This is a genomic window from Kribbella sandramycini, from assembly GCF_013131805.1.
Taxonomy (GTDB): domain Bacteria; phylum Actinomycetota; class Actinomycetes; order Propionibacteriales; family Kribbellaceae; genus Kribbella; species Kribbella sandramycini.
The window spans coordinates 1-16,926 of the sequence record NZ_JABJRC010000011.1; the positions used below are offsets into that span (position 1 = coordinate 1).

Below are 16,926 nucleotides of genomic sequence, written 5' to 3' on the forward strand. Positions count from 1 at the left end.
CGATCGCATCAACCTTCTGGTTGATGAACGTCTCGACCTGGCTGATCTGCAGGTTCACATCATTGGTGCCTTCAGCAACCAGCAGCTCGACGTCGGAGTACTTCTTCGCCTCGGCCTGGGTCGCCTTGGTGATCGCACCCATCCAGCCATGGTCGGCAGCCGGCGCGGAGAAGCCGATCTTCACCTTCTTACCGGGCTCGTCGTTCTTCCCGCTGGCCACGGCCTGCGGCGCGGGGTCGTTCGTCTCGGCCTTGGGGGTGTTGCTGGTACAGGCGGCCAGCGCGAGGACGCCGAGGCCGGCCACGGTGACGGTGAAGGCGGTACGTCGGAACATCGGTCTCTCTCCTATGTGCGGGCGAAACGTTGCTGGAGCAGGACCGCGATCACGATGATCAGGCCCTTCGCGACGGACTGGGCGGAAATGCTCAGATTGTTCAGCGTGAACACGTTGTTGAGCGTGGTGAAGATCAGGACGCCGAACACCGTGCCGACGATCGTGCCGCGACCACCGGACAGCAAGGTGCCGCCGATCACCACCGCCGCGATCGCGTCCAGCTCGTACAACTGACCGTGCGTCGAGCTGCCCGTCGTCGTCCGCGCCATCAACATCACGGCCGCGATCCCACAGCACAACCCGGCCAGCACGTAGAGCGCGACCGTGTGCCGCTGGACCTTGATCCCGGCCAGGCGAGCCGCCTCGGCGTTCCCGCCGACCGCGAACGTCCGGCGACCGAACGTCGTCCGATTCAGCACCACCCAGCCGGCCGCGGCGACCAGCAGGAAGATCCAGACCAGGACCGGGACGCCGATCAGCGAACCCCCGAAGAAGTCGACAAAGGAGTTGTTCGACACGATCTGCGTCCGCCGGTCCGAAATGATCTCGGCCAGCCCGCGAGCGCCCGCGAGCATCGCCAGCGTCGCGATGAACGGCACCACCTTGCCGTAGGCAACAAGTAACCCGTTGACCAGGCCACAGGCCGCGCCGACCAGCAGCGCGGTCGAGACCATCACGATCCAGTGGATGTCCTCGGCGAGTTGCTGGGTGGCCAAAGTGGTGGCCCAGACCGACGCCAGCGCGACCATCGCACCGACCGACAAGTCGATCCCGCCGCCGGTGATCACGAACGTCATCCCGATACTCACCACGCCGATGACGGCGGCCAGCCGCAGGATCGTCAGCACATTGGCGCCGGTCGCGAAGGTGTCCCCCGCGGTCGCCGCGCCGACGATGCAGAGCAGGACGAGCGCGACGACCAGGCCCAGGTTGCGCCCGGCCCCGGTCCTCAACAGGTTCGTCGAGCGCGGCGCCGCCGGTGCTCCGACCGTGTCCTGGCTCATCGGGTGGCTCCTTCCATCACCAGGTCGAGGACCCGGTGTTCGTCGATCTCCTCAGCAGGCCCGGTATGGACGGCCCGACCCTCGCGCAGCACGATCACCCGGTCGGCCAGCCCGAGCACCTCCTCGACCTCGCTGGAGACCAGCACGATCGCCACTCCACTCGCGGCCAGCTTGCGAACGAGCGCATAGATCTCCGACCGCGCTCCGACGTCCACACCCCGCGTCGGCTCGTCCAGCAACAGCACCCGGCACTCACGCAGCAGCCAGCGCGCGAGCACGACCTTCTGCTGGTTGCCGCCGGACAGGTTGCGGACCGGCCGCTCCACACCCTTCGGCCGGACGTCGAGCGCCTCGACCAGCTTGGCCGCGGCCGCCCGCTCGGCGGCCCCGTTGAGCAGACCGCCGCGCGCGAACCGGCCCATCGTCGAGACGGTGATGTTCTTGTAGACGGCCTCGTCGAGCAGCAGCGCCTGGCTCTTCCGTTCCTCCGGGGCCAAACCGACACCGGCCCGCACCGCGGACTGAACCCGCCCGGGCTTCAGCTCCCGGCCGTCCACCCGAACCACCCCGGTGGTCGCGCGCCGAGCGCCGTACACGGTCTCCAGGATCTCCGACCGCCCCGAGCCGACCAGCCCGGCCAACCCGAGAATTTCCCCGGCGCGCACTTCGAACGAGAGCTCGGCGAACTCCCCGGCCCGGCTCAGCCCCTCGACGGCCAGGACGGTCGGCGCGGTGGTCAGGATCTCCTCCCGCGGCGGGAACACGTACTCGATCGAACGCCCTGTCATCAGCCGGATCAGCTCCTGGGTCGGCGTCTCCCGCGCGTCCAGGCCGGTCGCGACCGTCGCGCCGTCCTTGAGGACGGTGACCCGATCGCCGATCTCGCGGATCTCCTCGAGCCGGTGCGAGATGTAGACGACCGCGACGCCGCGCGCGGTCAGGCCGCTGATCACCCGGAACAGGTTCGCGACCTCCTCGGGATCGAGGACCGCGGACGGCTCGTCCATCACGATCAGGCGCGCATCCCGCGACAGCGCGCGAGCCATGCTCACCACCTGCTGCCCCGCGGCCGGCAGCGACCCGACCGGCCGGTGCAGTGGGATCTCGCCGTGGCCGAGCCCTTCGAGGATCTCCCGGGCCCGCGTGTTCGCCTCGTGCCGGCGGCTGAACCCGAAGGACGACGGCTCGTGGCCGAGGAAGATGTTCTCCGCGACGGTCAGCTCGGGGACCAGGTCGAGCTCCTGGTAGATCGCCGCGATCCCGCGCTCGATCGCCGCGGTCGGCGTGTTCAGCCGGACCGGCTCGTCGTTGATCGCGATCGACCCGGCGTCCGGCTGGTGCGCGCCGGTCAGCACCCGGATCAAGGTCGACTTCCCCGCGCCGTTCTGCCCGAGCAGGCAGTGCACCTCACCGGCGCGCACATCCAGATCCACGCCGTCCAGCGCGCGGACGCCGGGGAACTGTTTGACGATCCCCGTCATACGCAGCAGATCCACCGAGTGCTCCCCCGACTTTCGACAGTCGTGCACGGACTTTTGGTTATGAGCAACACAAAGTAGGGAGGTCGGCAGCGCTCGTCAAGACCTGAACGCTGCCGATCGGGCCGAGGGGCCCGGGTCGAACGGGCCCCTCGGGGTTCGTCAGCCGATCGGCTCGATCCAGATGTTGCGGAAGCGCGGGTTCGCCCCGGGGTCGCCGTGGTCCTGGAGCCGGATCGCGCCCGGCGTCGGGCCCTCGGGGATGTTGCCGCCGGTCCCGCCGTCGATCGCGACGTCGCGATGGACGGTCTCGCCGTTCCAGACCACCGTGACGCGCGCGTTGTCGACCTTGCCGGCCGCATCGAACCGCGCCGCGCGGAACGTGATGTCGTAGCTCTGCCAGGTGTTCGGCGCGGTCGCCGCGTTCACATCCGGCGCCTTCTTGGAGTAGATCGAGCCGGCCTCGTTGTTCCGCGGCGGCTGCCCGAACGACTCCAGCACCTGGATCTCGTACCGCTCCTGCAGGTAGACGCCGCTGTTACCGCGACGCTGGCCGGTCACATCCGGCGGGTAGTCCGGTTCGAGCCACTCGACGTGCAGCTTGAAGTCGCCGAACTCCTGCTTGGTCCTGATGTCACCGCCGAGCGACTCCATCGAGCCGCGCGCGATCGGCCAGGTCGCCGGGCTGCCGTCGCCCTTCTGCCAGGCATTCAGGTTCCGGCCGTCGAAGAGCTGGATCCGGGTCGCCTCGGTAATGGTCAGGTTGTCGAGGTTGACCTTGCCGGTGTCCAGACCGTCGTACCGGTAGGAGATCGTGTTCTTCCCGGCCTTCAGCCGGAGCGGCTCGGTCTGCGTCGCCCACGCACTCCAGATCCCGGTGCTCGCCAACCGGGTCTGCTGCACTTTCACGCCGTTCACATAGACGCTCAGCGACTTCAGCCCCGGCGGGTTGGGCCCGTTGGAGTAGCGCAGCCCGGCGTTGTACGTCGCTGCCTTCGGCGCGTTCACCGTGAAGATCGTCTCGGCGCCCTCGGTCGTGTACCCGTCGACGAATCCTGGGCCGTAGTACCCGCTGTGGTTCTTGTTGACACCCGCGCCGTTGCGCAGCGTCGCCTTCTCCGCCTCGTAGGTCTGGCCGGGCAGCTGACCACCGACCAGCGAGTTCAGCGTGTACCAGGCCTCCGTGCTCCACAACGGCGTACCGGACGCCGAAGCGAACGGCCGCGGCGAGCGGACGTGGACGACGTGCCCGGCCCGCAGACCATCGATCCGCAGCGTCACCTTCTTGCCGTCCGCGGACGACGTCGCCGTCGTCACCCGCAGCGTCTGGTTGTCGATCTTCGGCCCGCCGTACCCAATCGTCGGGTGGTACCGCCACTGCTGGACCTGGTACTTCTTCGCCAGCTCCTGCAGCGTCCCGGCCGACAGTGGCTGGGTGTACTCGAGCTCGAAACCGCCCGCGACCGCGCGCATCGCCTTGATGTCGAACGCGCTGGTGCTGTTCGGCGTCAGCTTCTGCAGGCCGAACTTGAGCTTGCCCTCCTGGCCCCAGTTGCCCCCGGCGCCGATCCCGCCGGTGTAGAGCGCGCCGTCCGGCCCCTCGCTGAGATGGTTGACGCCGGACTCCAGACCTTGGGTGAGCCGGAAGACCGCGCCCTGGTACTCGCCGTTGACCTTGTCCAGGAAGACGCGCTGGATGCCGCCGTAGGTGACATCGCCGTACGCGAGCTGCCCGGCGAACGGGCCGCGCTTGAGCAGGATCGGGTTGGTGGGCGAGTTCGCGATCTCGTTGTGCGGCAGCCAGACGACGGGCGCGATCACCGGCGTCGCGTCGAACGGACCCGCGGGATTCGTGTAGTGGTTGAAGAATCGGCCCGGCTTGATCCGGACGATCTTGTTCGACGGCAGCCAGCCGCCCTGGTTGTCGGCGACGAAGATGTCCCCGTCGGGACCCCAGCCGATCCCGTTCGGCGTCCGCAGCCCGCCCGCGAGATACGTCACCGCGCCGGTGCGCTTGTCGATCTTGATCGTCGTGCCGCGATTGGCCGCCGGCTGCGGATCAGTGGTCGCGCCGCCGTAGTTGATCGCAACGGAGAGGTTCAGGTAGAAGTAGCCGGCCTCGTACAGCAGCCCGAACGCGAACTCGTGGAAGTTGCCGCCGTACGGCCAGGTCGCGACCGTTCGCGGGGTGTCGGCGACGCCGTCCCGGTTGGCGTCGTTGAGCTCGACGAGCCGGTTCTTCTCCGAGACGTAGAGCTTGCCGTCGACGTACTTGATCCCCTGCGGCTCCTTGAGGCCGGTCGCGAACCGCTGGAACTTCACCTTGCCCGGATCGGTCGCGCCGGTGACGTTGCTGAGCAGGTAGACCTCGCCCTGGACGAGGTCGGTCCCGCCCCAGGTCGTGATGGCCAGCCGGCCGTCGGGCAGCCAGTCCATCCCGGTCACCTGCGGCTCGAAACCGTCCGGCCGCAGGTTGGTCAGGGTGAGGCCCGGATAGACGCTGTCGAGTGGCAGCCCGTCACCCGGCGAGTCGGTCGAGGCCTCACATTCCTTCTGGCCCGGCGAGGTCACGCGGACGACGTCCGCGTCCGTGCTCAGAACGGACGTCGGGACGACCACGAACGTCTCCGAGTTCGGCGTCCGCCACTCGAGTTTGATCTCCTGTCCGTGCAGGTTGTCGAAGTGCTCGATGCGCAGCGGGTGCGAGCCCGCGGCCAGCTCGACGGACGCCGTCGCGGCCGGATCCGAGCCGTGCAGGCCGTCGTGGTTGATCACCAGCTCGTCGTCGAGCAGCAGCCGGGAGCCGTCGTCGCTGGTCAGCCGGAACTCGTAGCGGCCGGCCGCGGCGAGGTTCAGGTTGGCGGTCACCTCGGAGACGAACCGGTCCGCGATCCCGAAGTCGTCGGTGCTGCTCCAGTTGATCGTGGGCAGCAGCTTGTCCACGTTGGGGGTCTGGCCGGGTTTGAGCTTGCAGATCCGGTCGAGCGGGGCCTGCAGGTCGAAGACCCGGAGCGTGACGCCGGGCTCCTGCGGCGGCAGCGCGGCCCGCGCGGGCCCGGTCACCAGGCCGGGGAGCGCGATCAGGACGGCGGCCGCGGCGGCGATCGGGCGTCGGTAACGTTTCCGTACGGAGGGAAGCAACATCGTTACTCCTCGAAGTGGGCGGTGACCGGACCTTAGGCCGACTTTTACCGTGCGTCAATCGAAAGTCGCTGACCAATCGGCGGAAGGTTTGGACGTAAGCTGTGCCAACTTGCCGTCGGACGGAAGGGTCAGGTGGATGGGCGAACAGGACTCAGCGGGTTCCGACCTGTTCCTGCGGCTGCTCCTCGACGGCCGCCCGCGGACCCGCGCCGAGCTCGTCGACTCCAGCGGTCTCGGCCGCTCGACGGTGAACATCCGGATCGAGTCGCTGCTCTCGACCGGTCTCGTCGTCCCGTACGACGACGCCGAGTCGACCGGCGGCCGGCCGGCCGCGCGCTTCCGGTTCAACCCGGCGGCCCTGGTGATCCTGGCCGCCGATATCGGCGCCACCCATGTCACGGTCGCGCTGACCGACCTGCACGGTGAGATCCTCGACCGCGCCAACACCCCGCTCAGCATCGCCGAGGGGCCGGAGGCCGTCCTGCGGACGGTCGCGAAGACCGGCCGCGCGCTGCTGCGCAGCACCGGGCGCGCCAAGACCGAGCTGGCCGGGATCGGCATCGGCCTGCCCGGCCCGGTCGAGCACTCGACCGGCCGTCCGAACCACCCGCCGATCATGCCCGGCTGGGATGCGTACGACGTCGCCGGCCGGCTCCGCGACGAGTTCGCCGTGCCGGTCCTGGTCGACAACGACGTGAACATCATGGCGCTCGGCGAACACGCGACGCAGTACGCCGAGGTCGAGCATCTGCTGTTCCTGAAGGTTGCCACCGGCATCGGCGCCGGCATCATCAGCGGTGGCCGGCTGCACCGCGGCGCGCAGGGCGCGGCCGGCGATATCGGCCACATCCAGACGCCCGGCAACACGGAGATGTGCCGCTGCGGCAACCTCGGCTGCCTGGAGGCCGTGGCCTCGGCGTCCGCGCTCGCCGCGAAACTCGACGGCGCGAGCTCGAGTCAGGACATCGTCGACCTGGTCCGCGCCGGCAACACCGCCGCGACGTCGGCGGTTCGCCAAGCAGGCCGCGAGATCGGCACCGTCCTGGCCGCCGCGGTCAACCTGCTCAACCCCTCGGTCATCGTCGTCGGCGGCTCGCTTTCCCAAGCCGGCGACAGCCTGCTCGCGGGTATCCGCGAAACCCTCTACGCGCGTTCGTTGCCGCTGGCCACCACCGGCCTGCGGATCGTCACCGCCCATGCCGGCCAGGACGCCGCGCTGCGCGGCGCGGCAATCCTTGTCCAGCAACACGTTCTGGCCCTCTAGCCGGAGCAAAACGTCTTACGGTAGACCCCGGGCGTGACGCCGACAGTCTGCGCGAAAAGCGTCCGGAAGTTGCTGGAGGTTGGGAAGCCGACCTGCAGCGCGATCCGGTCGACAGTGTGGTCGGTGGTCTCGAGCAGCTCCTGCGCGTGCCGGATACGGACCCCGGTCAGCCACTGCATCGGGCTCTGCCCGGTCTCCTCGGTGAAGCGGCGCGACAGCGTTCGGACGCCGAGGCCGGCGGCCGCGGCCAGCTCGGCGAGTGTCAGCCGGCGGTGCGCGTTCTCCTCGATCCAGGCCAGCACGCTCTCCAGGTCGCCGGTCCGGCCGGTCGGCCGGTTACGCAGGATGTACGGCGCTTGCCCGCCGGAACGATGCAGCGGCGCGACCGCGATTCGCGCCGCATCGGCCGCGACCGCGACGCCGTAGTCCCGCTCGACGATCCGCAGACACAGGTCCAGCCCGGCCGAAGCGCCCGCCGACGTCAGGATCGGGCCGTCCTCGGCGTACAGCACATCCTGATCGAGATGCACTGCCGGGAACTGCCGAGCGAACTGGGCGGCGGCGAACCAATGGGTGGTCGCCCGGCGGCCGTCGAGGAGACCGGCCTCGGCGAGCGTGAACGCGCCGACGCAGATCGACGCCACCCGCGTCCCCCGAGCCACCGCAGTCCGCAGCAGCTCGAGCACCGCCGGGTCGGTCGGCCGCGTCGGATCATGGCGACCCGGCACGACGATCAGGTCGGCGCGCGCCGCCTCCGCCAGCCGCACGCCAGGCTCGATCCGCAGCGGACCGGCGTCCACCGAAGCCGCCTCGCCGGCTACCAGCACCCGGTAGCCGGCCCGCTCGCCCGGCAGCCGCGTGGTGCTGAAGACCTGAACCGGGGTGGCCAGATCGAACGGGATCACATCATCGAGCGCCAGGACCGCGACCGTGTGCACGAGCGCAATCTAGCCGATGACCAGATTCAGGCGAAGCGTGTCCGAATAGTCAGTATCGCGGGCGGTGACGGATCGCCAGGATGGGCCGGGTGACTGGGTTGCTGCTGTCCGTCCATGTCCTCGGAGCGATCCTCGCCGTCGGCCCGGTGGCGGTCGCCGCGAGTATGTTCCCCGCGGCCGCGCGCGCCGACGACGCGGCCACCACCCTCCGCGTCCTGCACCGCATCACCCGGGTCTACGCGACGATCGCGATCTTCGTCCCGGTCTTCGGGATCGCCACCGGCGCGAAGCTCGGCGTCCTCGGCGACACCTGGCTGATCGTCTCGATGATCCTCACCACCGCGGCCGCCGTCGTCCTGATCGCGCTCGTCATCCCCGGCCAGCGCGCACTCCTTGCCGGCGGCAACAAATCGGCCGCCCGGCGGCTCGGCATGCAGACCGGAATCTTCAACCTGCTCTGGGCCGTCGTCGTCGTGCTGATGATCTACCGCCCCGACTCAACCACCGGCGCCGGCCTGTGACCCCCCGCCGGACGTTGCACCTGATCGGCGCGATCGAGCTCACGACGTTGCTGCTGATGCTGGTCAACCTCGCCACCGTGCACGCGGAGTCCGTCTCCAGCACCCTCGGGCCACTGCACGGCCTCGCCTACCTGACGAGCGTCGTCGCGGCGGTCCTGCTCCGCAACGGCAGCCATCGGACGTGGCTGCTGGCGCTGATCCCCGGGTTCGGCGGATTGCTGGCGGCTCGCTCGGCATGAGAAGGCGCCCGGGGGTTGCCCGGGCGCCGTCTGCAGAGGGGTGATCAGCCGATGGTCTTGACCGCGGTGATCAGGGAGCCGTTGGCGGTGTCACCGGACAGCTCCCAGAAGAAGGCGCCGCCGAGACCCTGCTGGTTCGCGTAGGTCATCTTGCTGCGGATGGTGGCCGGGGTGTCGTAACCCCACCACTGGCCGTTGCAGAAGGCGTACGCCGTGCCGCCGACGGTGCCGGTGGACGGGCAGCGGGTCGAGATCAGCTTGTAGTCCTCGATGCCGGCTTCGTACTTGCCGGGTGCGGCGCCGGTCGCGCGGCCGCCGGGAGCGGCCTGGGTGACGCCGGTCCAGCCGCGGCCGTAGAAACCGATGCCGAGCAGCAGTTTCGAGGCCGGGATGCCCTTGCTCTTCAGCTTCTGGATCGCCGCGTCGCTGTGGAAGCCGGCCTGCGGGATGCCGTTGTACGACGTCAGCGGCGAGTGCGGGGCCGTCGGGCCCTGCGCGTTGAAGGCGCCGAAGTAGTCGTAGGTCATCGGCATGATCCAGTCGAGCTTGGGCGCCGCCGCGGCGTAGTTGGTGGCGTCGATCTTGCCGCCGTTGGTGCCGTCGGCGGTGATCGCCGCGGTGACCAGCGCCGAGGAGCCGAAGCGGTTCCGGAGCGCGGTGATCACGTTGTTGAACGCGTTCGGGCCGCTGTTGTCACAGCTCAGGCCACAGGCGTTCGGGTACTCCCAGTCGATGTCGATCCCGTCGAAGACATCGGCCCAGCGCGGGTCCTCGACCAGGCTGTAGCAGGAGTTGGCGAATGCGGTCGGGTTCTTCGCGGCCTCGGTGAACCCACCGGACCAGGTCCAGCCGCCGAACGACCAGACGACCTTGATGTTCGGGAACTCGCGCTTCAGCTTGCGGAGCTGGTTGAAGTTCCCGCGCAGGGCGCCGGCGTCCCAGGTGTCGGCGACGCCGTCGACCGAACCGGCCGCGTCGTACGCCTTGTCGTAGGCGGCGTAGGAGTCGCCCATCGTGCAGCGGCCGCCGGTGGTGTTACCGAAGGCGTAGACGATGTTGGTCAGCTTCGACGCCGAGCCGCTGGTCTTGATGTTCTTGACGTGGTAATTGCGGTCGTAGACCCCCCACTCGGTGAAGTAGCCGACGACGCGCTTGGCGGCCGCCGGGGCATTCACCGCGGCGGGCGCCTCGCGAACGGTCAGGGCGGACTGCTCGCTCGGCTCCACCTGGGGCGCGGCCGACGCGCCGACAGCCGGCAGCAGACCGGCTCCCAGCAGCGCGACCGCGGTCAGAGCGGATGAGACGGGGCGGTATCTCATAGTTGATTCCTCCGGACGTGAATGCAGGGGCAACTGACCGCATCCTCCCCGGTACATCAGGTTAAGAAACGGAACTTTCTGAAGTAATTCGGCAACCGATTACCCTCCCAAACGCGTGATTGATTTTCAGTCTCTCGATGTCAGTGGCCGACCCCTTCCCCGGCAGCCCGAACACCTCTACGGTCGCGGGACGTGAGAGCGCTCTCACTCCCTTGCTGCTTCCCGCCCCGGAGGTGTCCCCGTGAGTCCCCACAGATTCCGCCGAAGTCGCGCCCGCCGGCGCGCCGCCGTCATCGCGCTCGTGCTGGCCGTCTGCTCGACCCTCCTGGTAGGCGGCGTGGCGACGGCGGCCGACGAGTACACGCAGTCCGTCAGCTCACTGAACGCGACGCAGGCCCAGATCAGCTTCACCCCGACCACGCCGGCCGTGTACGTCGACGTCCACTACATCGTCACCGGCCAGGGGCAGCAGAACTTCCGGATGGACCTCAGCGGCGGCACCTGGCGGAAGACGGTCAGCGGGCTGTCGTCGGGCACGGTCGTCGACTACTGGTTCACCTATGAGAAGAGCGGGCCGCAGTACGACACCCCGCATTTCAGCTACACCCACGGCGGCACGACCACCCCGACCGTCGCGACCCCGGCCTTCTCCCCCGCCGGCGGCAACTACGCGACCGCGCAGACGGTGACGATCGCGACGGCGACCGCGGGCGCGACCATCCGCTACACGACCGACGGGACGACGCCGACGGCGTCCTCGACCCTCTACAGCGGGCCGATCAGCGTCGCGACCTCGCGGACGATCAGCGCGATCGGCCTCAAGGCCGGATCGACGAACTCGGCCGTCGCGAGTGCGACGTACACGATCGGGAGTACGCCGATCAGCTGCACGACGCAGCCCGACGTCCCGAACTTCGGGCCGAACACCCGGATCTTCGACCCGAGCATGTCGAACACCGCCATCCAGGCCCAGCTCGATGCCGACTTCAACGCCCAGAAGGACACTCTGACCCACCAGATGGGCACCGGGCGGATCGCGCATCTGTTCAAACCCGGCGCCTACAGCGTGCACGACGACGTCGGCTACTACACCTCGGTCGCGGGCCTCGGCCAGAACCCGGGTGACGTCGTCATCAACGGCGCCATCACCGTCGACGCGTTCAACGAGTCCGACCAGGGCGTCGCGCTGCAGAACTTCTGGCGGTCCGCGGAGAACCTGGCCGTGAACCCGATCGGCGGCTCGAACCGCTGGGCGGTCGCGCAGGCGGCGCCGTTCCGCCGGATGGACATCCGCGGCAACCTGCAGCTCTACCCGGCCAGCTACGGCTTCGCCAGCGGCGGCTACATCGCCGACTCCAAGATCTCCGGACAGACGGCGTCCATCTCGCAGCAGCAGTGGTACACCCGCGACAGCAACCTCGGCAGCTGGGACGGCGGCGTCTGGAACATGGTCTTCTCCGGGACGCCGGGCGCCCCGCCGACCACGTTCCCGAACCCGCCCGAGACGACGCTCGCGACCACGCCGGTCTCCCGCGACGTCCCGTACCTCTACCTCGACAACACCGGCAAGTACCGCGTCTTCACCCCGGCCCTGCGCACCAACGCCTCCGGCGCCAGCTGGGCGAACGGCTCCACCCCGGGGACGTCGATCCCGATGAGCCAGTTCTACGTCGTGAAGGCCGGCGACACCGCAGCCACGATCAACTCGGCGCTGGCCTCGGGCTGCAACCTGTTCTTCACGCCGGGCATCTACCACCTGAACCAGACGCTCAATGTGACCCGGCCGAACACCGTCGTCCTCGGGATCGGCTACCCGACCCTGATCCCGGACAACGGCGTCAACGCGATGCAGGTCGCCGACGTCGACGGCGTCCGGATCAAGGGCATTCTGTTCGACGCCGGGACGACGAACTCCCAGGCGCTGCTCACGGTCGGCCCAGCCGGCTCGTCGGCGAACCACGCCGCGAACCCGACCACCCTGCAGGACGTCTTCTTCCGGATCGGCGGCTACATCCCCGGCCACGCGACGACCAGCCTGATCGTCAACAGCAACCACACGATCATCGACCACACCTGGGCCTGGCGCGCCGACCACGGGAACGCCGGCACCTGGGGCTGGACCGAGGCCACCGGCGACACCGGCGTGATCGTCAACGGCAACAACGTGCTCGCCACCGGCCTGTTCGTCGAGCACTACCAGAAGACCCAGGTGATCTGGAACGGCCAGGGCGGCCGGACGATCTTCTTCCAGAACGAGATGCCGTACGACGTCCCGAACCAGGCCAGCTGGAACCGGCCGAGCGGCCGCAACGGCTACGCGGCCTACAAGGTCGCCGACCACGTCACCTCCCACGAGGCATGGGGCCTGGGCAGCTACAACTTCTTCAACGTCAATCCGTCGGTCAGCGCCTACAACGCCTTCGAGGCGCCGGTGAACGCCGGTGTCCGCTTCCACTCGCTCTGCACCGTCTCGCTCAACTACAAGGGCACGATCACGCACGTCATCAACGACACCGGCGGCGTCACCCCACCCGGCACCGTCCCGGTGAACGTGGTCAGTTATCCCTGACCCCATCCGCCCGCGGCCCGGATCAGCCCACCTGATCCGGGCCGCGCCCGCCTGCTTCGACGCTCAGAAGACTTGTTTTCGGTCCACCGAACTCTTAGATTCGGGGGATGAAGAACTGGGGCCTGTCGTTGGTGGTCGTGGTGGCGTTGCTGACCGGGTGCACGCTGCCCGGCGGGGCCGCCGCGAAGGACGGGCGGCCGGTCGTGCTGACGACGTTCACGGTGCTGGCCGATATCGCGCGGAACGTCGCGGGCGACCACCTGGCGGTGGAGTCGATCACCAAGGTCGGAGCCGAGATCCACGGCTACGAGCCGACGCCGGGTGATATCGCGAAGGCCTCGAAGGCCGCGCTGATCCTGGACAACGGGCTGAACCTGGAGTCCTGGTTCGCGAAATTCGTCGAGAGCGCGGATGCGCCGCACGCGGTGGTCTCGGAGGGCGTCCAGCCGCTCGACATCACCCAGGACGCCTACGCCGGGAAGCCCAACCCGCACGCGTGGATGAGCCCGCTGAACGTGCGCACGTACGTCGACAACATCGTCAAGGCGTTCGAGAAGCTCGACCCGGAGCACGCGGCCGACTACGCGGCCAACGGGAAGGCCTACCAGGCGAAACTGCAGACCGTGCAGAACGAGTTGGTCAAGGGTCTGGCCGGGCTGCCGAAGAACGAGCGCGCGCTGGTCACCTGCGAGGGCGCCTTCTCGTACTTGGCGCGGGACGCCGGGCTGACCGAGAAGTACATCTGGCCGGTGAACGCCGAGCAGCAGGCGACGCCGCAGCAGATCTCCTCGACGATCGAGTTCGTCAAGGCGGACAAGGTGCCCGCGGTGTTCTGCGAGTCGACGGTGTCGGACAAGCCGATGCAGCGGGTGGTCGACGCGACCGGGGCGAAGTACGGCGGCGTCCTGTACGTCGACTCGCTGTCCGAGGCGGACGGCCCGGTGCCGACGTACCTCGACCTGATCCGGCACGACGCGGCGACGATCGTCGCCGGGCTGACGGGCCGTCCATGACCGCGGCGATCGAGGTCAGCGGGCTGTCGGTCCGGTACGGCGAGATCCGGGCGCTCGAGGACGTCGACCTGAAACTCGACGCCGGCCGGGTGACCGGTCTGATCGGGATGAACGGCTCCGGGAAGTCGACGCTGTTCAAGGCGATGATGGGGATCGTCCGGCCCGATCAGGGCGAGGTCCGGATCGCGGGCCGGACCGCCGCCGAGGCGCGGAAGCACGGCACGATCGCGTACGTCCCGCAGAGCGAGGACGTCGACTGGAACTTCCCGGTCTCGGTGCACGACGTGGTGATGATGGGCCGCTACAGCCACCTCGGCTGGACGCGGCGGCCCGGCCGCGCCGACCGGGTCGCAGTCGCGGAGGCACTCGACCGCGTCGAGCTGAGCGAGTACGCCGGGCGCCAGATCGGCCAGTTGTCCGGTGGGCAGCGGCGGCGCGCGTTCGTCGCCCGCGGGATCGCGCAGGAGGCGGGAATCCTGTTTCTCGACGAGCCGTTCGCCGGGGTCGACAAACGCTCCGAGGCGACGATCGTGCGGCTGCTCCGGGAGCTGGCCGCCGACGGGCGGACGATCCTGGTCTCCACCCACGACCTGCACGCGCTGCCCGAGCTGGCCGACGAGGCGATCCTGTTGCTGCGCCGGATTCTCTTCCAGGGTTCGGTTTCGGAGGCGCTGCGCCCCGAGAGCCTGGCCCGCTGCTTCGGTCTCGATCCGCTCGAACAGGACGCCGTGTCATGACCTTGCTCGATCTGCTGCTCGAACCGCTGTCCTACGACTTCATGGTCCGGGCCCTCGTCACGACGGTCGTGGCCGCGGTGGTTTGCGCTGTCCTGTCCTGCTGGCTGGTGCTGATCGGTTGGTCGCTGCTGGGCGACGCCGTGTCGCACGCCGTCCTGCCGGGGGTCGTGATCGCGTACGTGTTCGGTCTGCCGTTCGGCGTCGGCGCAGTGGTGTTCGGGTTCCTCGCGGTCGGGCTGATCGGCGCGATCCGCAGTACCAGCCGCGTGAAGGAGGACGCCGTGATCGGGATCGTCTTCACGACGCTCTTTGCGCTGGGGCTGGTGCTGATCTCCGTGGTCCCGAGTCAGACCGATCTGAACCACATCATCTTCGGCAACATCCTCGGCATCTCGCAGTCGGATCAGTTGCAGATCGGCGTGCTGGCGGCGGTCGCGCTGGTCGTCTTGCTGGTCAAGCGGCGGGATCTTACGCTCTACGCGTTCGACCCGGTGCACGCGCACGCGATCGGGCTGTCACCGCGCCGGCTCGGCGGACTGCTGCTCGGCGTCCTCGCGCTGACCGCGGTCGTCGCGCTGCAGGTGGTCGGAGTCATCCTGGTGGTCGCGATGCTGATCATCCCCGGGGCGACGGCGTACCTGCTGACCGATCGGTTCACCCGGATGTTGTGGATCGCGCCGCTGCTGTCGGCGACCAGCTCGGTGATCGGGATCTACCTCAGCTACTGGCTGGACGCCGCGTCCGGCGGGCTCGTCGTCGTCACGCAAGGCGTCACGTTCGGGCTGGTCCATCTCTTCGGTCCGCGGCGCGGCCTGGTGCCCACGTATCTGGCAAGCTGGTCGCGGCGAGCGGTCGCGAACGGATGACGGGGAGGCGAGCAGTGGCGGAGACGCAGGTGACCGAGAACTACCTGAAGGTCGTCTGGAACGCACGCGAATGGTCCGACGGTCCCGTGACGGTCGGCGTCCTCGCCGCGCGGCTCGGCCTGGCGCCGTCGTCGGTGTCCGGCGCGGTCCGCAAACTCACCGAGCGCGGCCTGCTGACGCACGCGCGGTACGGCGATATCGAGCTCACCGATCAGGGGCAGCGGCTCGCGCTGGCGACCGTCCGCAAGCATCGGCTGATCGAGACGTTCCTGGTCGAGTACCTCGGCTACACCTGGGACGAGGTCCACGACGAGGCCGAGATCCTCGAGCACGCGGTCTCCGACACCTTCACCGAACGTCTCGCCGCCAAACTCGGCGAACCCGACCACGACCCGCACGGCGACCCGATCCCGCGCGCCGACGGCACCCTCGCCGCCGCCGACCACCCGGCCCTGGACACCATCGAACCCGGCCGCACCGTCCGCGTCGCCCGCGTCTCCGACGAGGACCCCGACCTCCTCCGCCACCTCGCCGAACTCGGCCTCACCATCGGAACCGCCCTCCACGTCCACCGCCGCCAAGACGCCATCGGCACCATCGACGTCGACTACAACGGCGCCTGCCACATCCTCGGCCTCCCCGCCGCCCGCTCCATCCGGGTAACCGCCAACTGACAACTTGCGGCCACCCGCTCCCGGCGGCCGACCGACCGCCGTACGTTCGTAGGGTGACCATCTCGCGGACAATCGTTGCCTTGGGCCTCTTGTTGCTGACCGCCTGTTCAGGGCCGGCCGATCAGCCACGCACCGAGCCGACCGCGACCCCCACTCCGGCCACCACGACACCCGCGCCGACACCGGGTGTGCAGTTGGTCGCCTGGGCGGATGGGATGTGCGACGGCATCGACCAGTTGGCTGCAGCTGACCGCTGACGCCTTCACCGCGCTGGAGCCGACGGGCAACCCGGCCGCCGACCGATTGACCGCGCAGTACAAGACCGCCCTGGGCAAAGCGGTCCCGAAGATCGAAGCCCTGGCTGGTGAACCGCAGGACGCCTTCCGGCGCGACGACGCCGAGGCCGTCCGCGTGACCCGCCAACTGGCAACGCTGATCACCGCCATCAAACCAGCCGGACCAGACCTCGCCGCGCTGGTGAAGACCGACCCGATGATCGCCCTCGCCTATCGCCGAGCCCCCACCTGCAAGCCTGCCGGCCAGGCCCTCCCGATCGCCGACGACGGCCAGAACTACGCGGCCTGCGCCGACGGCACATGCGTCGTCCTGATCAAGAAGTCCGCCGCCTTCACCGTCCGAGGCACGCGCATCACCGTCAGCGTTGCCGGCGGCACCGTGAGTATCGGCAACCGCACCTCCGATGGCGGCGGCTTCTCGACGAACGTCGGCGGCAAGGCCGGCTGGGGCAGCGCCGGTTCGATGACCAACGCGACCCCGCTCGGCCTCAACGGCAGCACCGCCGTCCTTCGCATCACCTAACCGGACG

16 protein-coding genes are annotated in these 16,926 nt (G+C 69.0%); 10 read left to right on the plus strand and 6 right to left on the minus strand.

All coding sequences use genetic code 11. The features are described 5' to 3' along the window. From HPO96_RS33435 to HPO96_RS33450, 4 genes are all read right to left on the minus strand, one after another. The coding region (locus tag HPO96_RS33435; RefSeq protein ID WP_171678423.1) for a substrate-binding domain-containing protein at positions 1–334 on the minus strand (334 nt) is incomplete at its 3' end. 11 nt (positions 335–345) lie between these two features. Next, positions 346–1,338: an ABC transporter permease gene (locus tag HPO96_RS33440; protein WP_238355798.1), complete on the minus strand. Its 993-nt coding sequence runs from the start codon at positions 1,336–1,338 to the stop codon at positions 346–348. After that, the gene (locus tag HPO96_RS33445; protein ID WP_337796916.1) at positions 1,335–2,834 is read right to left on the minus strand and encodes a sugar ABC transporter ATP-binding protein; all 1,500 of its coding nucleotides are present in this window, start codon (positions 2,832–2,834) and stop codon (positions 1,335–1,337) included. The genes HPO96_RS33440 and HPO96_RS33445 overlap by 4 nt, the downstream gene beginning before the upstream one ends. A gap of 144 nt (positions 2,835–2,978) precedes the next feature. Continuing rightward, on the minus strand, positions 2,979–5,960 hold the full coding sequence (locus HPO96_RS33450; RefSeq protein ID WP_171678424.1) for a 3-keto-alpha-glucoside-1,2-lyase-like domain-containing protein: 2,982 nt from the start codon (positions 5,958–5,960) through the stop codon (positions 2,979–2,981). Between the two features lie 136 nt (positions 5,961–6,096). Here HPO96_RS33450 and HPO96_RS33455 point away from each other — a divergent pair, with 136 nt between their 5' ends. Then, on the plus strand, positions 6,097–7,224 hold the full coding sequence (locus HPO96_RS33455; RefSeq protein WP_171678425.1) for an ROK family transcriptional regulator: 1,128 nt from the start codon (positions 6,097–6,099) through the stop codon (positions 7,222–7,224). On the opposite strand, the gene HPO96_RS33460 is transcribed toward HPO96_RS33455, so the two are convergent. Continuing rightward, positions 7,221–8,162 carry a helix-turn-helix domain-containing protein gene (locus HPO96_RS33460; protein WP_171678426.1) on the minus strand — a complete coding sequence of 314 codons (942 nt, stop codon included), beginning with the start codon at positions 8,160–8,162 and terminating at the stop codon, positions 7,221–7,223. The genes HPO96_RS33455 and HPO96_RS33460 overlap by 4 nt on opposite strands. An 89-nt stretch (positions 8,163–8,251) precedes the next feature. On the opposite strand from HPO96_RS33460, the gene HPO96_RS33465 reads away from it, so the two are divergent. Next, on the plus strand, positions 8,252–8,683 hold the full coding sequence (locus tag HPO96_RS33465) for a hypothetical protein (RefSeq protein WP_171678427.1): 432 nt from the start codon (positions 8,252–8,254) through the stop codon (positions 8,681–8,683). Next, positions 8,680–8,922 (plus strand): hypothetical protein, encoded by a 243-nt coding sequence (locus HPO96_RS33470; protein WP_171678428.1) that lies wholly within the window; start codon positions 8,680–8,682, stop codon positions 8,920–8,922. Before HPO96_RS33465 ends, HPO96_RS33470 begins: the two co-directional genes overlap by 4 nt. Positions 8,923–8,966: 44 nt before the next feature. On the opposite strand, the gene HPO96_RS33475 is transcribed toward HPO96_RS33470, so the two are convergent. Next, complete coding sequence (locus HPO96_RS33475) at positions 8,967–10,241, minus strand: glycoside hydrolase family 18 protein (protein ID WP_171678429.1); 1,275 nt, start codon at positions 10,239–10,241, stop codon at positions 8,967–8,969. A 241-nt stretch (positions 10,242–10,482) separates the two neighbouring features. On the opposite strand from HPO96_RS33475, the gene HPO96_RS33480 reads away from it, so the two are divergent. The 7 genes from HPO96_RS33480 (at position 10,483) to HPO96_RS33510 (ending at position 16,919) form a co-directional block, all read left to right on the plus strand. Further along, a complete protein-coding gene (locus tag HPO96_RS33480) occupies positions 10,483–12,810 on the plus strand; it encodes a chitobiase/beta-hexosaminidase C-terminal domain-containing protein (protein ID WP_337796917.1) in 2,328 nt (775 codons plus the stop codon). A 107-nt stretch (positions 12,811–12,917) separates the two neighbouring features. Next, complete coding sequence (locus tag HPO96_RS33485; RefSeq protein WP_171678430.1) at positions 12,918–13,823, plus strand: metal ABC transporter substrate-binding protein; 906 nt, start codon at positions 12,918–12,920, stop codon at positions 13,821–13,823. After that, entirely contained in the window at positions 13,820–14,560 is a 741-nt protein-coding gene (locus HPO96_RS33490) for a metal ABC transporter ATP-binding protein (RefSeq protein ID WP_171678431.1), read from the plus strand. Before HPO96_RS33485 ends, HPO96_RS33490 begins: the two co-directional genes overlap by 4 nt. Next, entirely contained in the window at positions 14,557–15,426 is an 870-nt protein-coding gene (locus HPO96_RS33495; RefSeq protein ID WP_171678432.1) for a metal ABC transporter permease, read from the plus strand. Before HPO96_RS33490 ends, HPO96_RS33495 begins: the two co-directional genes overlap by 4 nt. Positions 15,427–15,440: 14 nt before the next feature. Beyond that, a complete protein-coding gene (locus tag HPO96_RS33500) occupies positions 15,441–16,100 on the plus strand; it encodes a metal-dependent transcriptional regulator (RefSeq protein ID WP_337796918.1) in 660 nt (219 codons plus the stop codon). Positions 16,101–16,153: 53 nt separating this feature from the next. Then, the gene (locus tag HPO96_RS33505) at positions 16,154–16,357 is read left to right on the plus strand and encodes a hypothetical protein (RefSeq protein ID WP_171678434.1); all 204 of its coding nucleotides are present in this window, start codon (positions 16,154–16,156) and stop codon (positions 16,355–16,357) included. After that, positions 16,311–16,919, plus strand: a complete 609-nt coding sequence (locus tag HPO96_RS33510) for a hypothetical protein (RefSeq protein ID WP_171678435.1) — start codon at positions 16,311–16,313, stop codon at positions 16,917–16,919. The genes HPO96_RS33505 and HPO96_RS33510 overlap by 47 nt, the downstream gene beginning before the upstream one ends. The last annotated feature ends 7 nt before the right edge of the window (positions 16,920–16,926 follow it).